General features: G+C 63.7%; 24 protein-coding genes. All 24 read right to left on the bottom strand.

The window, feature by feature from the left end; all coding sequences use genetic code 11:
* Positions 1-74 precede the first annotated feature (74 nt).
* Positions 75-971, bottom strand: a complete 897-nt coding sequence (locus V1293_RS07160) for a DMT family transporter (RefSeq protein ID WP_334507982.1) — start codon at positions 969-971, stop codon at positions 75-77.
* Between the two features lie 162 nt (positions 972-1,133).
* A complete protein-coding gene (locus V1293_RS07165; protein ID WP_334507984.1) occupies positions 1,134-1,475 on the bottom strand; it encodes an enoyl-CoA hydratase-related protein in 342 nt (113 codons plus the stop codon).
* Positions 1,459-2,781, bottom strand: coding sequence for an S-methyl-5-thioribose kinase (gene mtnK / locus V1293_RS07170; protein WP_334507986.1), 1,323 nt, complete (start codon positions 2,779-2,781; stop codon positions 1,459-1,461). Before mtnK ends, V1293_RS07165 begins: the two co-directional genes overlap by 17 nt.
* Before the next feature lie 36 nt (positions 2,782-2,817).
* Positions 2,818-3,165, bottom strand: coding sequence for a hypothetical protein (locus V1293_RS07175; RefSeq protein WP_334507989.1), 348 nt, complete (start codon positions 3,163-3,165; stop codon positions 2,818-2,820).
* A gap of 25 nt (positions 3,166-3,190) precedes the next feature.
* Entirely contained in the window at positions 3,191-3,466 is a 276-nt protein-coding gene (locus V1293_RS07180) for a DUF1467 family protein (RefSeq protein ID WP_334507991.1), read from the bottom strand.
* 5 nt (positions 3,467-3,471) lie between these two features.
* Positions 3,472-3,876: a methylmalonyl-CoA epimerase gene (mce, locus tag V1293_RS07185; protein ID WP_334507992.1), complete on the bottom strand. Its 405-nt coding sequence runs from the start codon at positions 3,874-3,876 to the stop codon at positions 3,472-3,474.
* Between the two features lie 65 nt (positions 3,877-3,941).
* Positions 3,942-5,612, bottom strand: coding sequence for a ribonuclease J (locus V1293_RS07190; RefSeq protein WP_334507994.1), 1,671 nt, complete (start codon positions 5,610-5,612; stop codon positions 3,942-3,944).
* The gene (locus V1293_RS07195; protein WP_334507997.1) at positions 5,612-6,424 is read right to left on the bottom strand and encodes a biotin--[acetyl-CoA-carboxylase] ligase; all 813 of its coding nucleotides are present in this window, start codon (positions 6,422-6,424) and stop codon (positions 5,612-5,614) included. Before V1293_RS07195 ends, V1293_RS07190 begins: the two co-directional genes overlap by 1 nt.
* 1 nt (position 6,425) lies before the next feature.
* On the bottom strand, positions 6,426-7,862 hold the full coding sequence (gene nuoN, locus V1293_RS07200) for an NADH-quinone oxidoreductase subunit NuoN (RefSeq protein WP_334508000.1): 1,437 nt from the start codon (positions 7,860-7,862) through the stop codon (positions 6,426-6,428).
* A gap of 10 nt (positions 7,863-7,872) precedes the next feature.
* Positions 7,873-9,384 carry an NADH-quinone oxidoreductase subunit M gene (locus tag V1293_RS07205; RefSeq protein ID WP_334508003.1) on the bottom strand — a complete coding sequence of 504 codons (1,512 nt, stop codon included), beginning with the start codon at positions 9,382-9,384 and terminating at the stop codon, positions 7,873-7,875.
* A complete protein-coding gene (nuoL, locus tag V1293_RS07210; RefSeq protein WP_334508006.1) occupies positions 9,384-11,456 on the bottom strand; it encodes an NADH-quinone oxidoreductase subunit L in 2,073 nt (690 codons plus the stop codon). Before nuoL ends, V1293_RS07205 begins: the two co-directional genes overlap by 1 nt.
* A gap of 7 nt (positions 11,457-11,463) precedes the next feature.
* Positions 11,464-11,772 carry an NADH-quinone oxidoreductase subunit NuoK gene (gene nuoK / locus V1293_RS07215; RefSeq protein ID WP_057840508.1) on the bottom strand — a complete coding sequence of 103 codons (309 nt, stop codon included), beginning with the start codon at positions 11,770-11,772 and terminating at the stop codon, positions 11,464-11,466.
* Entirely contained in the window at positions 11,769-12,407 is a 639-nt protein-coding gene (locus tag V1293_RS07220; RefSeq protein ID WP_334508009.1) for an NADH-quinone oxidoreductase subunit J, read from the bottom strand. Before V1293_RS07220 ends, nuoK begins: the two co-directional genes overlap by 4 nt.
* Before the next feature lie 137 nt (positions 12,408-12,544).
* Positions 12,545-13,039 (bottom strand): NADH-quinone oxidoreductase subunit NuoI, encoded by a 495-nt coding sequence (nuoI, locus tag V1293_RS07225; RefSeq protein ID WP_247837164.1) that lies wholly within the window; start codon positions 13,037-13,039, stop codon positions 12,545-12,547.
* Between the two features lie 7 nt (positions 13,040-13,046).
* Positions 13,047-14,117: an NADH-quinone oxidoreductase subunit NuoH gene (nuoH, locus tag V1293_RS07230; protein WP_334508011.1), complete on the bottom strand. Its 1,071-nt coding sequence runs from the start codon at positions 14,115-14,117 to the stop codon at positions 13,047-13,049.
* Positions 14,118-14,127: 10 nt separating this feature from the next.
* Positions 14,128-16,206 (bottom strand): NADH-quinone oxidoreductase subunit NuoG, encoded by a 2,079-nt coding sequence (nuoG, locus tag V1293_RS07235; RefSeq protein ID WP_334508013.1) that lies wholly within the window; start codon positions 16,204-16,206, stop codon positions 14,128-14,130.
* Positions 16,207-16,211: 5 nt separating this feature from the next.
* Positions 16,212-17,537 carry an NADH-quinone oxidoreductase subunit NuoF gene (nuoF, locus tag V1293_RS07240; protein ID WP_334508016.1) on the bottom strand — a complete coding sequence of 442 codons (1,326 nt, stop codon included), beginning with the start codon at positions 17,535-17,537 and terminating at the stop codon, positions 16,212-16,214.
* Between the two features lie 21 nt (positions 17,538-17,558).
* Positions 17,559-17,774 (bottom strand): hypothetical protein, encoded by a 216-nt coding sequence (locus tag V1293_RS07245; RefSeq protein WP_212419295.1) that lies wholly within the window; start codon positions 17,772-17,774, stop codon positions 17,559-17,561.
* A complete protein-coding gene (gene nuoE, locus V1293_RS07250) occupies positions 17,771-18,382 on the bottom strand; it encodes an NADH-quinone oxidoreductase subunit NuoE (RefSeq protein WP_334508021.1) in 612 nt (203 codons plus the stop codon). The genes V1293_RS07245 and nuoE overlap by 4 nt, the downstream gene beginning before the upstream one ends.
* Before the next feature lie 11 nt (positions 18,383-18,393).
* Positions 18,394-19,353, bottom strand: coding sequence for an FkbM family methyltransferase (locus V1293_RS07255; RefSeq protein ID WP_334508023.1), 960 nt, complete (start codon positions 19,351-19,353; stop codon positions 18,394-18,396).
* Positions 19,353-20,549: an NADH-quinone oxidoreductase subunit D gene (locus V1293_RS07260; RefSeq protein WP_334508025.1), complete on the bottom strand. Its 1,197-nt coding sequence runs from the start codon at positions 20,547-20,549 to the stop codon at positions 19,353-19,355. Before V1293_RS07260 ends, V1293_RS07255 begins: the two co-directional genes overlap by 1 nt.
* Before the next feature lie 2 nt (positions 20,550-20,551).
* Positions 20,552-21,163 carry an NADH-quinone oxidoreductase subunit C gene (locus V1293_RS07265; protein WP_334508027.1) on the bottom strand — a complete coding sequence of 204 codons (612 nt, stop codon included), beginning with the start codon at positions 21,161-21,163 and terminating at the stop codon, positions 20,552-20,554.
* An 11-nt stretch (positions 21,164-21,174) separates the two neighbouring features.
* Entirely contained in the window at positions 21,175-21,768 is a 594-nt protein-coding gene (locus V1293_RS07270; RefSeq protein WP_334508029.1) for a NuoB/complex I 20 kDa subunit family protein, read from the bottom strand.
* Positions 21,759-22,124 (bottom strand): NADH-quinone oxidoreductase subunit A, encoded by a 366-nt coding sequence (locus V1293_RS07275; protein WP_057856661.1) that lies wholly within the window; start codon positions 22,122-22,124, stop codon positions 21,759-21,761. The genes V1293_RS07270 and V1293_RS07275 overlap by 10 nt, the downstream gene beginning before the upstream one ends.
* Between the last annotated feature and the right edge of the window lie 19 nt (positions 22,125-22,143).

Raw genomic sequence — 22,143 nt, forward strand, 5'->3', positions numbered from 1 at the left:
TCGCGCGGCCCCCGGGCCGAGAGCGGACCGGTCCACGATGGTGCAGCCTGACTGACGCAAGGGAGCAATTGCTTCTACGACCTTGTCGCCAGCACCACGCCGGCCAGTGTGAACACCAGCGCCACGATCTGCGTCAGCCCGAGCGGCTCGCCGAGCGCGATCGCGGATGCGACGACGCCGATGACAGGCACCGCCATGGTGCCGATCGCGGCGACCGAGGCCGGCAGGCGCGCGAGTGCCGCAAACCAGCTCACATAAGCGATGCAGAACTGGATTACCGTCGAATAAATCAGCAACCACCAGCCGAGCTGCGTCACGTCATCGATATGCGAGGTCTCGATGGCGAAGCCGATGATGACGATCGGGAAACAACCAAGACCGATCTGCCAGGCCGCGGCCGGGATCGGCGGCAGCGGCACCGGCAGCTTCTTCGCCAGCACGGTGCCGAGCGCAAAGCCGAGCGCGCCGCCGAGCGCCATCACCATGCCCGGCAGTTTTGCAGCCGTCGCGCTAAAGCCGTTACCGCCCATGATGGCGGCAAGCCCGGCGAATGCCATCACTAGCGCCACCGTGCGCAAAATGGTCGGCCGCTCGCCGAGCACCGGCCAGGCCAAAAGCGAGGCCCATACCGGCATGGTGTAGGCGATCAGCGCCGCCTCGCTCGCCGGCAGCCACAGCAGGGCCAGCCCCATCAGCACCATCCAGCCCGTGACGTTGAGCAGCGCCGCCAGCATCAGCCGCGGCCACAAATGCCGCTCGACATTCAGGCTCTGGGAGCGCGCCAGCGCCAGCACCGCCAAGAGCGCAGCGCCGATCACGCCGGTCGTGCCGCGCAGCGTCAGCGGCGGCAGCTCGCTCAGCAGATATTTCGTGACGGGCCAGTTAAAACCCCAGCCCACCGAGGTGATCGCGAGGAACATCAGACCCGCGGGTGCAATCCGCCCGGTCGCAGTCGGTTTTGATTCTGTCATGGAGCCCGGCAAAGGGTGGAATCGGCCCTCACCTTGCCGCCTATCGACGCGTCAGACCACGGGCGCGCGGACATGCCAGACCTGCCGCGTCCAGGGAGAGACGGTAAAATGGGCACGCTCTGGCGGCCGGACGTGAAGCGGCTCAGGTGGACAGATCTGGCGCTAATCTCCCGACGCAAAGCGTTGCAACCCGCCGATCATCTCGCGGGATTTGATGGTTGCCATCCCATGTTGAAATTCATTGAGCAACGCGTCACGTACAGCGAGCGGCCACTGTTCGTAACAAGACATTCTGTCACTGCGCATGGCTGCTTGCGGAAGCGTCGAGAGTTTGTGGGCCATGGCCAGCGCCTCGGCCAGCGCCTGGCCGGACGGGACCAGCCGATTGACCAGGCCCATGCGGTGAGCGTCCTCGCCGGAAACGCCCCTGCCCGTCAGGATCATATCCAGCGCATGACATCCGCGAAGGTTTGCGGATGCCGGCCCCTCAGTGGCGGCTCTCATTGGGAAAGTCGGGCTGCCAGTCGCGTGCTTCCCACGCCGCCTTCGTCACGGCGCCGATGCTGCCGAACGAAGCCGTATCCACCATCATGGCACGCGCGAGCCGCAGGCTGCGCGCCTCGCAAATGGCCCGCTGCTTTGGATCCTCGATCAGTTCGAAATCGGCATTGTGCGCCAGCCCGAGAATGCGGCGGATGATTTTTGCGGCCGAAAATCCCACGGTGTCGCCGAACAGCCGCTCCATATAGGCCTGCCGCTCGGCCTCCAGACGCGCCGCACCGGCCGCGCCGGGAAACAGCGTCTGGGGGTAGGCGTCGCCGTGGGCTTCCGTCCGCCAGAGCTCGAGGAACTCGCGGGCGAACTCCGTCCAGACGTTTTCGATCGTTTCCAGCACCCAGACCTCAAACAGCCGCCGTCCGCCCGGCGAACGTTCATGACCGGCGGAGGCCAGATAGCTCATCAGGAGATTGGCGATGACGGCACCGATATCGAACCCCATCGGTCCGTAGAACGCGAATTCGGGATCGATCACGACAGTCGAGCCTTCCGTCACCATGATCGAGCCGGTGTGGAGGTCGCCGTGGATCAGCGCTTCCGGCGCGTTCAGGAACTTGTGCTTGAGGCGCGAAATCGCGGCGTGCAGGTCGAGGTCTTCGCGGAAAGCGGCCGCTGTCGCATCGAGCCAAGGCTGCGTCCAGCGGTTCTGCTCGGCCACGCGGTAAGGATCGGTGAAGATCAGGTCTTCGGTGATCTTGCACAGCGCATGGTTGCCTGCGAATGCCGCGATCTCCTCCTTCTTCCTGGCAGCAGGAAGCGCGAGGTCGGAAGAGAAAAACAGCGTGCGCGCCAGAAAGGTCGCGATGTCCCCGACAAAGCGCGGGTAGAGCATGCCGTCAATCAGCCCCTTGCGCATGATGATATGAGGCTCGATCAACTCCATGACGACGAGCGCGAGCCCCTCGTTGTGGTGCAGCACCGCGGGCACCAGCCCGGGCGCCAGCCGCGCCTGATGCGTCAGCGCCAGATATTCGTAATGCGAGCGCGACAGCGGCAGCGGCCAGCTCTCGCCGACGAGGCGTACGTAAGGCAGCGCCTGCTTGACGGCGATGCCGCCCGCGGCCCCTTTGACGATGAACACGAGATTGAGATTGCCGTCGCCGACCTCGCTGATCGACCAGGAAGCGGGAGCGCCGCCAAGCCGGGCCGCGACCGACGGAAGCCTCGCGAGGTAACCCCGCAGATCGGCTTCATGAAGAATTCGATATTCGTCCTGCCGTGGACCAGCCGACGATCGCTGCTGTGAACTCATCCCCTCTGCCCCCCCTGCCGGTGCGGGAGGCGCGGTTCACTCCCGTTCCAGGAAATTCGATCCGATATTGGCCTTTTTCTTGACCGGATCATAATCGCAAAAGACGCTATCGGCGACCAGCGTGTAGCTCGGCAGGATCGTGTCCTTGTCGAGCTTGACCGAACTCACGCCGATGACGGCGGTCTGCTTGCCGACGGTCCATTTGAATGGGGTGGTGCTCTGCGCCCTCTCACAGGCCGCTACCGCGTCGGCGAAGACCGAGCCCTCGACAAAAGCTTTCACCGTCCGAAGCTGCCCCAGCGTCTTCCAGTTCATATAGAACGATCCCGCAAGGCCGGCCGCGAGCAGGACCACGAGCGCCATCAGGATGCGTTGAACGGTCATTTCTCTCCCCCGCCAGATCGAAACCCTAAAACGGCAGCCCCATCAGCTTCGACAGCCGCTCGATGTTCAGATAGCCTTGGTGATACGCCCACATACCGATGCCGAAAACCACGGCCGAGATCAGCGTGGTCCACAGCAGCTTCCAGCCCATCCGCGCCATCACTGGCGCCCCGGGATCGGTGCCGGGCGCGCCCTCGCCGTCCTCGTGCTGGCTGCGGACGCCGAACGGCAGCGTCACGAACAGCACGACCCACCAGAGCACGAAGTAGATCGCCAGAGATGTGGAGACGCTGTAAGCCATGGGGTTCAGGCCTGTTCGATTTCGACCAGCGCGCCCGAAAAATCCTTCGGGTGGAAAAACAGCACCGGCTTGCCGTGGGCGCCGATCTTCGGCACGCCGTCGCCGAGGACGCGCGCGCCCTCGCTGACAAGCTTGTCGCGTGCCGCGATGATGTCGGGCACGTCATAGCAGATGTGATGGATGCCACCGTCGGCGTTGCGCTCGACGAATTTCGCAATCGGCGAGGCCTCGCCGAGCGGCTGGATGAACTCGATCTTGGTGTTGGGCAGGGTCACGAATACCGTGATGACGCCATGCTCCGGCAGCGCCACCGCGCCGGAGATTTCAGCCCCGAACGCGCCGCCATAGATCCTGGCAGCCTTTTCCGCATCCTTGACCGCGATCGCAACATGATTGAGCCGGCCCAGCATGACACTCCACTCCCTGCTTCCTGCATCTTCCCGGCATGTCCGCTCGGTCAGAAAATGCTTTTACCTCAAACCGTCAGAACATGAACGAGGCAAATCGGCTTCTTGCCCCACTGCTCGTTGATGACGGCCCGCACCGCGCGGCGCACCGATTCCGCCGTGGCGTCCGCATCGCGCCGCCGCGCCCGCGGCAGGTTTTCCACCGTGGAAACCACCGTATCGAACACGATTTCGTCGATCACCTCGCCGGCCGCATTCTTCTCGGGGACGCCGACGAGATCAACCTCGGGATCGTCGGCCAGTTCGCCCTTGTCGGTCACGGCGATCGCCACAAAGGCGCAGCCGGCAAACCCCATCCGCCGCCGCTCGACCACGGCGCGGGACTTGGAATCCTCCAGGATATTGCCGTCCTTGTAGAGCCGCCCCGACGGTAGTTCGTCGATGATGCCGGGATCGCCGGGCCCGAGCTTGACCAGATCGCCATTGCGGCAGGTCAACACCTTCGGCACGCCGGCGGTGCGCGCCAGACGGGCGTGCTCGGAGAGGTGCAGCGCCTCGCCATGGACGGGGATCAGGATCTGCGGGCGCACCCATGAGATCATGTCGCGCAGTTCGTCGCGGCGCGGATGGCCAGAGACGTGGACGAGATCGGTGCGGTCGGTGATGACCTCGATGCCCTGCACCACCAGCCCGTTGATGATCGCGCCGACCGCCTTCTCATTGCCGGGGATGGTGCGCGAGGAAAAGATCACGCTGTCGCCCTTGTTCAGCGTCACCTGCGGATGGTCGTTATTGGCGATCCGAGCCAGCGCCGCCCGCGGCTCGCCCTGGCTGCCGGTGCACAGCGCCAGCACCTTGTCCGGCGGGAAATGCCCGTAATAATCGGCGCCACGGAAATTCTGCACGCCGTCGAGATAGCCGGTCTCGCGGGCGACCTGCACCACGCGCTCCATGGCGCGGCCGACCACCACCACCTCGCGATCGGCGGCTTTGGCGGCATCCGCCACCGCTTTCACGCGCGCGACGTTGGAGGCGAAGGTCGTGACGGCGACCCGGCCCTTGGCCGCCTTCACCAGCTTGGCGATGGTGGCGGCAACCTCGGTTTCGGAGGGCGAGCGCCCTTCCCGCACCGCGTTGGTGGAATCCCCGACCAGCGCCAGCACGCCAGCATCGCCAAGTTCGCGCAGCCGCCGCTCATCGGTCGGCAGGCCGATGATCGGCGTCGGGTCGATCTTCCAGTCGCCGGTGTGGAGCACCGTGCCGGCGTGAGTGTGGATCGCCAGCGCATGCGATTCCGGAATCGAATGGGCGACGGGGATGAACTCGACGGTGAACGGCCCAAGTTCGACGCGGCCGCCCGACGGCACCACGGTGACGGGGATCTTCGGCGGGTTGCGCTCGGCGGCGCATTTGGCCTCGAACAAAGCGGCGCTGAACTTGGTCGCATAGACCTTGCATTGCAGCTTCGGCCAGAGGTCGATAATCGCGCCGAAATGATCCTCATGAGCATGCGTCAGCACGAGGCCCATCAGGTTCTTGCGCTCCTTCTCCAGGAAGCGGATGTCGGGCATGATGAGGTCGATGCCCGGCAGATGCTCCTCGTCGCCGAAGGAGACGCCGAGATCGACCGCGAGCCAGGAGCGCTGATTGCGGTTGCCGAGCCCGTAGATCGACAGGTTCATGCCGATCTCACCGACGCCGCCGAGCGGCGCAAAGGTCAGTTCATCCGGCCGCGCCATCAGGCCGCTCCCACTGACGCCGCGGCGCCGAAATAGACTTCGCCCGCGGTGACGGCCGCGCGCTTGCCCTCGGCTGTACGAACGATCAGGCAGCCGGATTCATCGATGGTATCGAACGCGCCTTCGACGGTTGCGGTTCCCGTCCGGATCGCAACCCGCTCGCCGAGGCCAAAGGCGCGCTCCAGCCACAGTTTTCGGATGTCGGCAAAGCCGCGGCCACTGTCCCAGATGCCGCGGAATTCGACCCAGGCGTCCGAGAGCGCCGCGAATAGTTCTTCCGCGCCGATCTGAACGCCGAGCGCAGCCAGCGAGGTCGCCGGCGTCGGCGTGCCCTCGGGCGCGGCAATGACGTTGGTGCCGATGCCGACCACCACGGCCAGGCGATTGCCGGCCACGGCCTCGGCCTCCAGCAGGATGCCCGCAAGCTTCTGCCCATCCGCCATGACGTCGTTGGGCCATTTCAGGGCGTATTTTATCGGGCCCGCCCCGGCCCGCCGCAGATTGGCTTCGATGCTGAGCTTCTGCAGCGCGCTTTCCAGCGAAAGCCCCGCGGCAAAGCCTAGCGTCGCCGCAACCGCCGGCGACACGTCCATGACTTCGAGAATGCTGCTGGCAAGGTTACCGCGGGGCGCGACCCAGGGGCGTTGCCGGCGGCCGCGGCCGGCCGCTTGTTCCGTTGTCACAAACCAGGTTGGGCCGCGCTCGCCATCGCGGGCGCGTGACATGGCTTCGGCGTTGGTCGAACCGATCTGGTCGAAGGCGGCGAGACCGTAGCCCGCCGATCTGGCTTTGGGGCCGAGCGTGAAGGTCATCCTAGAACAGCGACTTCGCCGCCGCCGTGGCGACGCTGACCAGCGGCCCCGGATAGACGAAGAAGAAGGTGTTGAAGATACCGGCCACCGCCAGCACCGTGCGCAGTTCGATGCGCATCGGCTCGATCTGGCCGGCCGGCTCGTCGAAATACATCACCTTGATGATGGTGAGATAATAGAACGCGCCCACGACGCTGGTCAGCACGCCGATGACGGCAAGCGTGAACAGGCCCGCCTTGATTGCGGCCACGAAGACGTACCATTTGGCAAAGAAGCCCGCGAGCGGCGGAATGCCGGCCAGCGAGAACAGCAGCATGGCGAAAAAGAAAGCCAGCATCGGATTGGTGCGCGACAGGCCTGAGAAATCGCTGATCTGCTCCATCGGCTGACCATCGCGCTTCATGGAAAGGATGACCGCGAAGGTGCCGAGCGTCATCGCGACATAGATCGCGATATAGACCAGCACGCCCTGCGCGCCCTCCACCGTGCCGGAGGCGAGCCCGACCAGCGCAAAGCCCATATGGCCGATCGATGAATAGGCCATCAGGCGCTTGATGTTCTTCTGCCCGATGGCGGCGAACGAACCCAGCGCCATCGAGGCGATGGCGACGAAGACGAGGATCTGCTGCCATTGCGGGACGATGCCGGGAAACGCGGTCAACGTCACGCGGGTGAACACCGCAAGGGCTGCGACCTTCGGGGCGGAGGCAAAGAAGGCCGTGACGGGCGTCGGCGCGCCTTCATAGACGTCGGGCGTCCACATGTGGAACGGCACGGCGGACACCTTGAAGCAGAGCCCGGCCAGCAGGAATACGAGGCCGAACACGATGCCGACGCTACCGGTCTTCACTGCGGCGGCGATGCCGGCAAAATCGACCGTGCCGGTGAAGCCGTAGATCAGCGAGGCGCCGTACAGCAGCATGCCCGAGGACAGCGCGCCGAGCACAAAATACTTCAGGCCGGCCTCGGTGGACTTGGCGTTATCGCGGTTAGAGGTGGCGACCACGTAGAGCGCAAGCGACATCAGCTCGAGGCCGAGATAGAGCATGATCAGGTCGGCGGCCGAGATCAGCACCATCATGCCGAGGGTGGAGAGCAGTACCAGGATCGAATACTCGAAAATCCGCCGCGACGGGTCGGATAAAAACTCCGTCGACAGGATCAGCGTCACCGCCGAGCCGATGATCGCAAGGATCTTCAGGAAGCGCGCAAAATCATCGACGATGAAGCTGCCGCCGAAGGTCGTGAGCTTGCCGGCCGGCAGCATCAGTACCAGCCCACCAGTCACGACCAACAGCACCACCGCAAGCGTGGTGACGAGCCTGGTCGTCCCCTCGCCGCGATAGGCACCCAGCATCAGCAGCGCCATGGCGCCGACGGCCAGCACCAGCTCCGGCAGCACCGGCAGCAACTGATAACCTGCACTCGAGAAGCTCATGGCGGTGGCCTTACTGGACGACCAGCGCAGCTGCCTTCACGGCAGTCACGGCGGCATTGTAATTGTTGACGAGTTGCTGGACCGAGGCCGCCGACATGTCGAGCACCGGCTTCGGATAGACGCCGAACAGGATGGTCAGCGCGACCAGCGGGAACAGCGTCAGGCTCTCGCGGAACGTCAGGTCCTTGATGCTGGCGAGCGACGGCTTGGTCAGCGCACCGAACACCACCTTGCGATAGAGCCACAGCGCATAGGCCGCCGACAGGATCACCCCGAGCGTGGCAAAGGTCGCCGTCGGGATCGAGACCTTGAAGGTGCCGACCAGCGTCATGAATTCGCCGACGAAGCCGCTAGTGCCGGGCAACCCGACATTGGCCATGGTGAACACCATAAACACCAGCGCGTAGAGCGGCATCCGGTTGACAAGGCCGCCATAGGCCGTGATCTCGCGGGTGTGCATGCGGTCGTAGACGATGCCGACGCACAGGAACAGGGCGCCCGAAACGATGCCATGCGACACCATCTGGAACACGCCGCCGGCCACGCCCTGCGTGGTGCCAGCGAAGATGCCCATGGTGACGAAGCCCATGTGAGCCACTGACGAATAGGCGATCAGCTTCTTGATGTCTTCCTGCATCAAGGCCACCAGCGAGGTGTAGACGATGGCGATCACCGACAGCGAGAAGATCAGCGGCGCAAAATCCTGCGATGCCAGCGGAAACATCGGCAGCGAGAACCGCAGGAAGCCGTAGCCGCCCATCTTCAGGAGGATCGCGGCCAGGATCACCGAGCCCGCCGTCGGCGCCTCGACGTGCGCATCGGGAAGCCAGGTGTGCACCGGCCACATCGGCATCTTCACGGCGAACGAAGCAAAGAACGCCAGCCACGCCCAGGTCTGCAACGAGCGCGGCACGGCGGTGTGCATCAAGGTCGGGATGTCGGTGGTGCCGGCATTCCAGTACAGCGCCATGATCGCCAGCAGCATCAAAACCGAGCCGAGCAGCGTGTAGAGGAAGAACTTGAATGACGCGTAGACCCGGCGCGGGCCGCCCCAGACGCCGATGATCAGGAACATCGGAATCAGGCCGCCCTCGAAGAACAGGTAGAACAGCACGAGGTCGAGCGCCGAAAACGTGCCGACCATCAGCGTTTCCAAGAGCAGGAACGCCATCATGTATTCGCGCACGCGCATCGTGACCGATTTCCAGCTCGCGATGATGCAGAACGGCATCAGGGCGGTGGTCAGGATCACGAACGGCAGCGAAATGCCGTCGACGCCCATGTGATAGGTGATGCCGCTGGCGAGCCAGTTCGCCTTTTCGACGAACTGGAAGTCCGGGTTGGCGGCGTCGAAACGCCAGACCAGGATCAGCGACACCGCAAAGGTGACCAGCGTGGTCCACAGCGCGATCCAGCGCGCATTGCGCCGCGCGGCCTCGTCGTCACCGCGGGTGAAATAGATCGCCAGCGCGCCGATGACCGGCAGGAAGGTGACGACGGAAAGAATCGGCCAGGTTGTCATCACTGGGCCCCCAAGCCGAACATGAACCAGGTGATCAGCCCCGCGACCCCGATCAGCATCGCAAAAGCATAGTGATAGAGGTACCCGGTCTGGATCTTCACGACATTGCGGGTGACATCGAGCACGCGCGCCGAAACGCCATCCGGGCCGAAGCCGTCGATGACCATGCCATCGCCCTTCTTCCACAGGAAGCGGCCGAGCCACTTCGCCGGGCGGACGAAGATGAACTCATAGAGCTCGTCGAAATACCATTTGTTGAGCAGGAACTGGTAGAGCATCTGGTGCTGGTTGGCGAGTTCGACCGGCAGATACGGCCGGCGGATGTAGAACAGCCACGACACCAGGAAGCCCACCACCATCATCACCGTCGGCAGGAACGCGACGATCGGCGAGATGTGGTGCATCTCGTCGATGATGTGCGGGTGCATCTTGAGCGACTCGCGGAAGAACTCTTCCACGCCATGGCCCGCGAACACTTCCTTGAACGGGTAGCCGGCCAGGATGGAGCCTGCGGCGAGGATGCCGATCGGGACCAGCATCCACATCGGCGCTTCATGTGCCGCGTCGTAATGGTGCTGGTCGTGCGGCTCACCGTGGAACGTCTTGAAGATCAGGCGCCACGAATAGAATGACGTCAGGCCCGCTGCGACCACCGTCATCGCGAAGCCGTAATACGCGAACGGGTTATGCGCGACATAGGCGGACTCGATGATCGCGTCCTTGGAGAAATAGCCGGCCGTGAGCGGGAAGCCGGTCAGCGCCAGGGTGCCGATCACCATCACGCTGTAGGTGTAGGGGATCTTGTCCTTTAAGCCCCCCATGTTGCGGATGTCCTGCTCGTGATGCATCGCGTAGATCACCGAGCCGGAACCCAAAAACAGCAGCGCCTTGAAGAAGGCATGCGTGAACAGATGGAACATGCCGACCGAATAGGCCCCTGCCCCCATCGCCACGAACATGTAGCCGAGCTGCGAACAGGTCGAATAGGCGACGATGCGCTTGATGTCGTTCTGCACGAGGCCGACGGTCGCGGCAAAGAACGCGGTGGTGGCGCCGAAGAACATGACGACGGCCTGCGCGTTGGGCGCCAGTTCAAACAGCGGCGACAGCCGCGCCACCATGAACACGCCGGCCGTCACCATGGTCGCGGCGTGGATCAGCGCGGAAACCGGCGTCGGGCCTTCCATCGCGTCCGGCAACCAGGTGTGCAGCAGGAACTGGGCCGATTTGCCCATCGCGCCCATGAACAGCAACAGGCAGGTCAGCGTCAGCGCATCGGCATGCCAGCCGAAGAAGTTGATGGTCTTGCCCGACAGCCCCGGCGCACCGGCGAAGATCGTCTCGAAATCGGTCGTGTTGAGCAGCATGAAGATGGCGAAGATGCCGAGCGCGAAACCGAAATCGCCGACGCGGTTGACGATGAAGGCCTTGATCGCCGCCGCGTTCGCCGAGGGCTTGTGGTACCAGAAGCCGATCAGGAGATAGCTGGCGAGACCGACGCCCTCCCAGCCGAAGAACAGCTGGACCAGGTTGTCCGCGGTCACCAGCATCAGCATCGCGAAGGTGAACAGCGACAGATAGGCAAAGAACCGGGGCCGATACGGATCCTCGTCCATGTAGCCGATGGAATAGAGGTGCACGAGGGAAGAGATGGTGTTGACCACCACCAGCATCACGGCGGTCAACGTGTCGACGCGCAGCGCCCACGCCACCTGCAGATCGCCGGAATTGATCCACGGGAACAGCGCAATCCGGGCGTCGTGGTGCATGAAGCCGACATCGACCAGCGTCACCCAGGATAATGCCGCGGAAACGAATAGTAGGCCGGTCGTGATCAATTCCGCCGCGCGCGAGCCCTGCGCCGGCGGCTCGGAAACGTGATGGTCGTCATGGCCGTGGTCATCATGAGCATGATCGTCATGGGCATCAGCCGCATGGGCGCGAGCTCCATGCCCGTCGTGATGATGTTTGACCTCATCGCCGCTCGGGTTGCGCTCATGCGCGCCGAAGATCGCGATCAGGCCGGCCAGAATGGCGCCGAGCAGCGGCAGAAAGACAATTGCCTGAACCATAGCTGCTTTAGCCCTTCATCAAATTAACGTCTTCAACCGCGATCGAACCGCGGTTGCGGAAATAGACCACGAGTACAGCCAGACCGATCGCAGCTTCAGCCGCCGCGACCGTCAGCACCAGGAGCGCGAACACCTGGCCAACGATGTCGCCGAGGAAGGTCGAGAACGCCACCAGGTTGATGTTGACCGCGAGCAGGATCAGCTCGATCGACATCAGGATGACGATGATGTTCTTGCGGTTCAGGAAGATGCCGAGAATCCCGATCGTGAACAGGATGGCGGCGACCGCGAGATAGTGCCCCAGACCGATCGTCATTTCACCCACTCCGCCGCGTCCGCGTCCTGCAGCCCCTGCCCCGACGCCACCTTGCGCACGGCCATCGCGAGCTCCGGCGTCCGCGCGTTCTGCACGTTGATGTCCTGCCGCTTGACCTTCGCCTTGTGGCGCAGCGTCAGCACGATCGCGCCGATCATGGCGACCAGCAGCACCATGCCGGCGATCTGGAAGTAATGGATGTACTTCGTGTAGAGCACCAGCCCGAGCGCCTCGGTGTTGCTGACATTGGTCGGGATCGCCGCCGTGATCTGCTTGGCGGTATCGGGCTTCATGACCCATCCGCCCGCTACCAGCAGCAGCTCGGCGAGGAAGATGCCACCGATCACAAGGCCGATCGGCAGATATTCCAGAAAACCCTCTTGCAGCTCGGTGAAATCGACGTCGAGCATCATGATCACGAACAGGAACAGTACTGCGACCGCGCCGACATAGACCACGATCAGCATCATGCCGAGGAACTCGGCACCCATCAGGATGAACAGGCCGGACGCGTTGACGAACGCCAGGATCAGGAACAACACGGAGTGCACGGGATTGCGCGAGGCAATCACCATGACCGCCGACGCCACGCAGACGCCGGCGAACAGATAGAAGAACAGCGCGGGAAGGATCATGCGAATGTTCCCCCCGTCATTCTCCGATGCGCAATTGCGCATCGGAGATGGTCCGAAGAACCAGACCCGGAATCTCGAGATTCCGGGTCGCTTCGCGTGCCCCGGAATGACCTGGAAATTTGAATCATGCCCTCACCTCACCGGTACGGCGCGTCGAGTTCGATTGCTTTCGCAATCTCGCGCTCCCAGCGGTCGCCATTGGCGAGCAGTTTCGCCTTGTCATAATAGAGTTCCTCGCGGGTCTCGGTCGCGAATTCGAAATTCGGTCCCTCGACGATGGCATCGACCGGGCAGGCTTCCTGGCACAGGCCGCAATAGATGCATTTCACCATATCGATGTCGTAGCGCACCGTGCGGCGGGTGCCGTCGTTGCGGCGCGGGCCGGCCTCGATCGTGATCGCCTGCGCCGGGCAGATCGCCTCGCACAGCTTGCAGGCGATGCAGCGCTCCTCGCCGTTCGGATAACGGCGCAGCGCATGCTCGCCGCGGAAGCGCGGCGAGATCGCTCCCTTCTCGAAGGGATAGTTCAGCGTCGGCTTCGGCTTGAAGAAATAGCGCATGGCGAGAAAGAACGCCGATACGAATTCGCTCAGCAGAAGCGCCCGGGCGGTTGCGTTGACGTTGACACTCATGACGGCCTCACTTCGGCGCGATGCCGGCGAATTGCAGCACGCCGGCCACAATCACCACCATCGCCAGCGACAACGGCAGGAACACTTTCCAGCCTAGCCGCATCAGTTGATCGTAGCGGTAGCGCGGCACGATCGCCTTCGCCATCGCGAACATGAAGAACATGAAGAACACTTTCAGCGCGAACCACACCACACCTGGGATCCAGGTGAACGGCGGCAGCGCCACCGGCGGCAACCAGCCACCGAGGAACATGATCGTCGCCAACGCGCACATCGTGGTGATCGCGACATATTCGCCGAGCATGAACAGCAGATACGGCGTCGAGCCGTATTCGACCATGAAGCCGGCGACCAGTTCGGATTCAGCTTCCACCAGATCGAACGGCGGACGGTTGGTCTCGGCCAGCGCCGAGACGTAGAACACCACGAACATCGGGAACAGCGGCCACACATACCAGTTCAGGATGGTGAGCTGCGGCAGCCCGATCAGGCTGGCGAAGCCACGGGCATTCTGCGCTTCCACCACGGCCGAGAGATTGAGCGAGCCGGCGCACAGCAGCACCGTGATGATGACGAAGCCGATCGAGACTTCGTAGGAGACCATCTGTGCCGCGGAGCGGAGCGCCGCCAGGAACGGATATTTCGAGTTCGACGACCAGCCGGCCATGATGATGCCGTAGATCGACAGCGACGAGATCGCGAAGATGTAGAGCACGCCGACGTTGATGTCGGAGATGACCCAGCCGAGATCCATCGGGATCACCGCCCAGGCCGCCAGCGCCAGCACGCAGGACACCAGCGGCGCCAGCAGGAACACGCCCTTGTTGGAGCCGGATGGGATGATCGGCTCCTTCAGCACGAACTTCAGCAAGTCCGCGAAGGATTGCAAAAGGCCCCATGGGCCCACGACGTTGGGACCCCTGCGGATCTGCACCGCTGCCCAGATCTTGCGATCGGCGAGCAGGATGTAGGCGATCGCGACCAAGAGCACGACGAGCAGCAGAACGCTCTGCGCGACCATCACGATCAGCGGCCAGAGAAAACCGGTCCAGAACGAGCTTGCGAAGAATTCAGCCATCAGGTCACGCTCACTCCGCTGCCGTCAGCATTTTCCCGGACGCTAGCCGGGAACATTCCGCCATCACCGCCGAGGCCCGCGCGATCGGGTTGGTCAGATAGAAATCCTCAACCGAACTCTTGAACGGGGTCTTGTCGACCTTGCCGCTCTTCTTGCCCGCCAGCGCCTTGACGTCACTGGCCTTGCCGGGCTCGATCTGGTCGATCCGCATCAGATGCGGCACGGCCTTGAACAGGGCCTGGCGCAACGCCCCGAGGGAATCATAGGGCAGCCTCTTGCCGAGAACGTCCGACAACGCCCGGACGATCGCCCAGTCCTCGCGCGCCTCGCCCGGCGGGAACGCCGCGCGGCTGGCGATCTGCGCCCTGCCCTCGGTGTTGACGTAGAGGCCGGATTTTTCGGTATAGGCCGCGCCCGGCAAGATGACGTCAGCGCGATGCGCGCCGCGGTCGCCATGGGTGCCGATATAGACCACAAACGTGCCGTCGGGCACTTTTACTTCATCCGCGCCGAGCAGGAACAGCACGTCGAGCGTGCCGAAGGTCGTCATCTGCGCCAGGCTGAGGCCGCCCTTATCAGGCGCAAAGCCGATGTCGAGCGCGCCCGCGCGCGAGGCGGTGTCCTGCAGCACGGCAAAGCCGTTCCAGCCGTCCTTCAGCGCGCCGACACCCGCCGCGACCTTGGCCGCCAGCGCCAGCACCGCCGCGCCGTCATGCCGCGAAAGCGAGCCGGCGCCGACCAGCACGATCGGGTTCTTGGCGCCCTTCAGCACCTCGGTGAAGGAATGCTTGCCGCTCGCGAGTTCGCTGAGCGTATCGGTGCCCGCGCCGAGATAGTCGTAATCGTAGGTGAGATCGGCCTTGGCGCCGATCAGGCCGACCTTGAGCTGGCCGGTGCGCCAGCGCTTGCGGATGCGCGCGTTGAGGACGGCGGCTTCCTTGCGCGGGTTGGCGCCGATGATCAGGAGCGCATCGGCCTGCTCGATCCCGGCAATGGTCGGATTGAAGATCCAGGTCGCCCGTCCCGCCTTGGCGTCAAAGGCGTCGCCGCCCTGCACGGCCAGATTGGTCGAACCGTACTGGCCCAGGAGATCCTTGAACGCGAACATCTCCTCGACCGCGGCCAGATCGCCGGCGATGGCGCCGATCCGCTTGCCGTCGCTCAACCTGACCTTGGCCGATATCGCCGCAAAAGCTTCCTGCCATGACGCGGCGCGGAACTTGCCGTTGTCCCTGATGTAGGGCCGGTCGAGCCGCTGCGTGCGCAGGCCGTCGACGACGTGGCGGGTCTTGTCGGAAATCCATTCCTCGTTCACGGCCTCGTTGATGCGCGGCAGGATGCGCATCACCTCGCGGCCGCGGGTATCGACGCGGATCGCGGAGCCGACACCGTCCATGACGTCCACCGACTGCGTCTTGCCCAGCTCCCACGGACGCGCGGCGAAGGCGTAGGGTTTCGAGGTCAGCGCGCCGACGGGGCAGATATCGACGAGGTTGCCCTGCAGTTCCGAGGACAGCGCCTGCTCCAGGTAGGTCGTGATCTCCATGTCCTCGCCGCGGCCGGTGGCACCCATTTCCGGGACGCCGGCGACTTCGGCGGAGAAGCGGACGCAGCGCGTGCACTGGATGCAGCGGTTCATCGAGGTCTTGACCAGCGCGCCGAGATACTTGTCTTCCACGGCTCGCTTGTTCTCGGCGAAGCGCGAGGTATCGACGCCGTAGCCCATCGCCTGGTCCTGCAGATCGCACTCGCCGCCCTGGTCGCAGATCGGGCAATCCAGCGGGTGGTTGATCAGCAGAAACTCCATCACGCCTTCGCGCGCCTTCTTCACCATCGGCGAACGCGTCGAAATTTCCGGCGGCTCGCCCTTCGGGCCGGGCCGGCAGTCACGCACGCCCCAGGCACAGCTCGCGACCGGCTTCGGGCCGCCCTTGATCTCGACGAGGCACATACGGCAATTGCCGGCGATCGACAGCCGCTCGTGGTAGCAGAAGCGCGGAATTTCGGCGCCCGCGGCCTCGCAGGCCTGCAGCAGCGTGAATTCCGCAGGCACATCGATCTCTTTGCCGTCGATGATCAGTTTGGTCATTGCTTCTACTCCGCCGCGACCATGTTCACGGGATCGCGGACGCCGATATCGTCGATATCGGCCTTGTGCGAATACTGGTCGATGCGCGCCTCGATCTCGTGACGGAAATGCGCGATCAGGCCCTGGATCGGCCAGGCCGCGGCGTCGCCGAGCGCGCAGATGGTGTGGCCCTCGACCTGTTTGGTCACTTCCAGCAGCATGTCGATTTCGCGCTTGTGGGCGCGGCCTTCGGCCATGCGGGTCAGCACGCGCCACATCCACCCCGTGCCTTCGCGGCACGGCGTGCACTGGCCGCAGCTCTCGTGCTTGTAGAAATAGGAGATGCGCGCGATCGCCCGGATCAGGTCGGTCGACTTGTCCATCACGATCACGGCGGCGGTACCGAGGCCGGAGCGCAGCTTGCCGAGGCTGTCGAAGTCCATCGGCGTGTCGATAATCTGCTCGGCCGGCACCATGCGCACCGACGAGCCGCCGGGGATCACGGCCTTCAGGTTGTCCCAGCCGCCGCGAATGCCGCCGCAATGCCGCTCGATTAGCTCGCGGAACGGAATCCCCATCGCCTCTTCGACGTTGCAGGGCCGCTCGACATGGCCGGAGACACAAAACAGCTTTGTGCCCACATTGTTCGGCCGTCCGATCGCGGCGAACCACGCCGCGCCACGTCGCAGGATGTCGGGAGCAACCGCAATGGATTCGACGTTGTTGACGGTGGTCGGGCAGCCATAGAGGCCGACATTGGCCGGGAACGGCGGTTTCAGCCGGGGCTGGCCCTTCTTGCCTTCAAGGCTCTCCAGGAGCGCGGTCTCTTCGCCGCAGATATAGGCGCCGGCGCCGTGCGCGACATAGATGTCGAACGGCCAGCCATTAAGGTTGTCCTTGCCGACCAGCTTGGCGTCATAGGCCTGATCGATCGCGGCCTGCAGATGCTCGCGCTCGCGGATGAACTCGCCGCGCACATAGATGTAGCAGGCATGCGCGCCCATCGCGAAGCTCGCCAGCAGGCAGCCTTCCACGAGCAGATGCGGATCGTGCCGCATGATCTCGCGGTCCTTGCAGGTGCCGGGTTCGGATTCGTCGGCGTTGACCACGAGATAGCTCGGCCGCCCGTCGGTGGATTCCTTGGGCATGAACGACCATTTCAGCCCGGTCGGGAATCCGGCCCCGCCGCGGCCGCGGAGCCCTGAGGCCTTCATCTCGTTGATGATCCAGTCGCGGCCCTTGTCGATGATCGCCTTGGTGCCGTCCCACGCGCCACGGCGGCGCGCGCCTTCAAGCCCCCAATCGTGGAGGCCGTAGAGGTTCTTGAAGATGCGATCCTTGTCGTCGAGCATGACTTGAAGCTTCCTAGCGGATCAACGATTGGATTGCGCGTAAGCGAGGCCCGCGGCGCATCCGCCGAAGGTCAGCGCCCACAGCAGGCTGGATTCGAGCGTTGCGCTCAGCGCGTAGCGCTGCAGCAGAAAAATGAACGCGGCCGCCGCGACGGCGTGCATGCCGATATAGCGCCAGTTCTTCATCGCGCTGACCCTTCCCTGCCCGATCACGGGCAATGTGCCGTTACGCGTCATGTGGTTTCCTTCAGCGTCGTCGGCCCGCCCACCGGCGCCGAGAACTGACGGTCGATCTGCGGTCCCGGCTTCGGCGGCTTGCCTGACGCAAAACCGTCCAGCACCTTGCCAAAGTTTTCCTTGGTCAGGTCCTCGTAGGTGTCCTTCCAGATGAGCACCATCGGCGCGTTCACGCAGGCGCCCAGGCACTCGACCTCTTCCCAGCTGAAATTGCCGTCCTTCGAGAGATGGAACGGCTCGTGATGGATGCGGCTCTGGCACACCTTGATGATGTCCTCGGCGCCGCGCAGGCGGCACGGCGTAGTGCCGCAGACCTGCACATGGGCCTTCTTGCCGACCGGCTGAAGCTGGAACATGGTGTAGAAGGTCGCCACTTCCAGCACGCGGATGTAGGGCATTTCGAGGAGGTCGGCGACGGCGCGGATCGCGGCTTCCGACACCCATCCCTCATGCTGTTCCTGCACGCGCCACAGGATCGCAATTACCGCTGACGCCTGCCGTCCCGGCGGATACTTCTCGATCTGCGCTTTCGCCCAGGCGAGATTCTCATCCGTGAACGTGAAGCTCGCGGGCTGCAATTCCTTCGGGGCGAGGCGGCGGACGGACATCGTTCAGTCTCTCATTGCACGCGGTGCGCGGTCTTCGCATTGAGCGCATCGATCCGGGCGAGCCAGAATGCGCTTGCGGTGCCGAACACGTTGTAGCCGACATGGGTTGAAACCTTGATCCGGTCGAGGATCGAAAGATCGGTCACGGTTTCAAGGCGATGGCTGCGCGGATCGTAGACGATCAGCTTCAGCGGGGTCTGATCGAGGATGTAGCGCGACACGGTGTGCGCGGGGTCGTTGCCATGCTCCTCGCACAGCAACACGCTGTCGGCCTGCATCAGCCGCGCGCCGCCCTTCATGGCCTCGATCTCGACGCCTTCGACGTCGAGCTTGATCAGATATTTGCCGCCGGGCGCGATCTTGCCGTCGTCCAGCAGGTTGTCGAGCGCAATGACCGGCACTTCCTCGCCGGCCGACTGGTCGCCGGCGATGCTGAAGGCCTCATGCTTGGTGCCGGACAGACGCGCGGTGCCGCGCGCAGCGCCGATCGCGCATTTCATGGCCTCGAATCGATTGCGGTTGATCCTGGCGTTGTTGGCAAGTTTTGGAAAATTCTGCCCCGACGGCTCGATCGCGATCGCCTTGTGCGAACCGAACGGCTTGCTCGATACCAGGACCGACCAGTAGCCGTAATTGGCGCCGCAATCGAGCAGCGTGTAGTCGACGTCGGCGGAGTCCTGAAACAGCAGTTCGAGTTCGTTCTCGTAACTGTAGGTGCGGTTGAGCAGCTTGCTCCAGTAGCCGTCGCCGTAGGGAAATTCGAAGACGGCGTCGGGATTGAGTTTGATCTGGATGCCGCGCTCCGGAAGCGTCGTGCGCAACAGGTTCGCGCACATGTTGTAGCCGCGGTGCGAAAAGTTCGACGCCACCTTTGATCCCAGCACCAGCGCAACCGCGGCCAAACGCTCCCACGCGTTCGCGCCTACGAGCGCGCCCGAAGCCCGGTCAAACTGGATGGGCGCCTGCGCCATCACCGATCGACCTCTCCAAACACGATGTCGAGCGAGCCGAGAATCGCCGAGACGTCGGCGAGCAGATGGCCGCGGCAGATGAAATCCATCGCCTGCAGATGGGCAAAGCCCGGCGCGCGGATTTTGCACTTGTAGGGCTTGTTGCTGCCGTCCGAGACCAGATAGACGCCGAACTCGCCCTTCGGCGCTTCGACCGCGGCATAGACCTCGCCGGCCGGCACGTGCACGCCCTCGGTATAGAGCTTGAAGTGATGGATGAGGGCTTCCATCGAGCGCTTCATCTCGCCGCGGCGGGGCGGCGCGATCTTGTTGTCCTCGACGACGACCGGGCCCTGCCCGTCCGGCGCGCGCAATTTCGCGATGCACTGCTTCATGATGCGCACGGACTGGCGCATCTCTTCCATGCGGATGCAGTAGCGGTCGTAGCAGTCGCCGTTCTTGCCGATCGGAATGTCGAAATCCATCTCGGCGTAGCATTCGTAGGGCTGCGCCTTGCGCAGGTCCCAGGCCGCGCCCGAGCCGCGCACCATCACGCCGGAGAAGCCCCACTCCCAGGCCTGCTGCAGCGTCACCACGCCGATATCGACGTTGCGCTGCTTGAAGATCCGGTTGCCGGTCAGAAGCGTTTCGAGATCAGCGACGACCTGCAGGAACGGGTCGCACCACGCCTCGATGTCGTCGATCAGTTTTGGCGGCAGGTCCTGATGCACGCCGCCGACGCGGAAATAGGCCGCATGCATGCGCGAGCCGGAGGCGCGCTCATAGAACACCATCAGCTTTTCGCGCTCTTCAAAGCCCCACAGCGGCGGAGTCAAGGCGCCGACGTCCATCGCCTGCGTGGTGACGTTGAGAAGATGCGACAGGATGCGGCCGATCTCGCAATAGAGCACGCGGATCAACTGGCCGCGGCGCGGCACGGTGATGCCGAGCAGCTTCTCGGCTGCGAGACAAAACGCATGCTCCTGATTCATCGGCGCTACGTAATCGAGCCGGTCGAAATACGGGATCGCCTGCAGATAGGTCTTCTGCTCGATCAGCTTTTCGGTGCCGCGATGCAGCAGGCCGATATGCGGATCGACGCGCTCGACAACTTCGCCGTCGAGCTCTAGCACCAGGCGCAACACACCATGCGCGGCCGGATGCTGCGGCCCAAAGTTGATGGTAAAATTGCGAAGGTTTTGCGGTTGTTCGTTCATGGTCAGGCCTTCGGTTCAGCCTTCTCATCGCCGGGCAGCGGATAGTCCGCGCCTTCCCATGGCGAGAGGAAATCGAATTTGCGGAATTCCTGGTTGAGGCGAACGGGCTCGTAGAGCACCCGCTTCTCCTGGTCGTCGTAGCGCACCTCGACGAAGCCGGTGAGCGGGAAATCCTTGCGCAGCGGATGGCCGTCGAAACCGTAATCGGTCAGCAGGCGGCGCATGTCGGGATGGCCGGTGAAGATCACGCCGTAGAGATCGTAGGCCTCGCGCTCGAACCAGTCGGCGCCGGGAAACACGTCGATGATCGACGGCACTTGCGTGGTCTCGTCCGCTTCGGCGCGCACGCGAATGCGCTCGTTCAGCGTCGGCGACAGCAGATGATAGACCACGTCGAAGCGTTTCTCTCGGCTGGGATAGTCCACAGCCGTGACGTCGGTGAAGTTGACGAAACGCAGCGAAGGATCGTCGCGCAGGTACTTCATGACCTCGACGATCTTGCCGGCCTCGACCGTAATGGTGAGTTGGTTGAACGCGACCGAATGGGCGCTGGCCGCGCCGCCAAGCGCGCTAACAATCGTCTGCCCAAGAGCGTCGAGCTTACCGTCGTCCATTGCCAAAAACCTTAGCGTTCGATGGTCCCGATGCGCCGGATCTTCTTCTGCAGCAGCAGCACGCCGTAGAGCAGCGCCTCCGCCGTCGGCGGGCATCCGGGCACGTAGATGTCGATCGGCACGATGCGGTCGCAGCCGCGCACGACCGAGTAGGAATAGTGATAGTAGCCGCCGCCGTTGGCGCACGACCCCATCGAGATGACGTAGCGCGGCTCGGGCATCTGGTCGTAAACCTTGCGCAGCGCCGGCGCCATCTTGTTGGTCAGCGTGCCCGCGACGATCATCACATCGGACTGCCGCGGCGAGGCGCGCGGCGCAAACCCGAAGCGCTCGATGTCGTAGCGCGGCATCGACACCTGCATCATCTCGACCGCGCAGCAGGCGAGACCGAACGTCATCCACATCAGCGAGCCCGTGCGCGCCCAGGTGATCAGGTCGTCGGCGGCGGCAACGAAGAAACCCTTGTCCGAGAGCTCGTGGTTGACCTCGAGGAAATACGGATCATTGGCGCCGACCGGCCTGCCGGTGGCGGGATCGAGAATACCCTTCGGCGCCGGCGCGATCACCGGCGAAGACGCGGAAGTTACTGTCTGGCTCAATCCCATTCGAGCGCGCCTTTCTTCCACTCATAAGCAAAGCCGACCGTGAGGACGGCGAGAAACACCATCATTGACCAGAAGCCGGTGGCGCCGAGCTTGCCGAACGCGACCGCCCACGGGAACAGGAACGCCACTTCGAGGTCGAAAATGATGAAGAGGATCGCCACCAGATAGAAGCGGACGTCGAACTTCATGCGGGCGTCGTCGAATGCGTTGAATCCGCATTCATAGGCGGAGAGCTTTTCCGGGTCCGGCTGCTGGAACGCGACCAGGAACGGGGCGATCAGGAGCGCCAGACCGATCAGGCTCGCCACCCCGATAAACACCACAAGTGGAAGGTAATTTTGCAGGATGCCGGTCATCGGCGGTGCCTTTTCCTGC

This window comes from Bradyrhizobium sp. AZCC 1693 (assembly GCF_036924745.1).
In the GTDB taxonomy this organism is placed as follows: Bacteria; Pseudomonadota; Alphaproteobacteria; order Rhizobiales; family Xanthobacteraceae; genus Bradyrhizobium.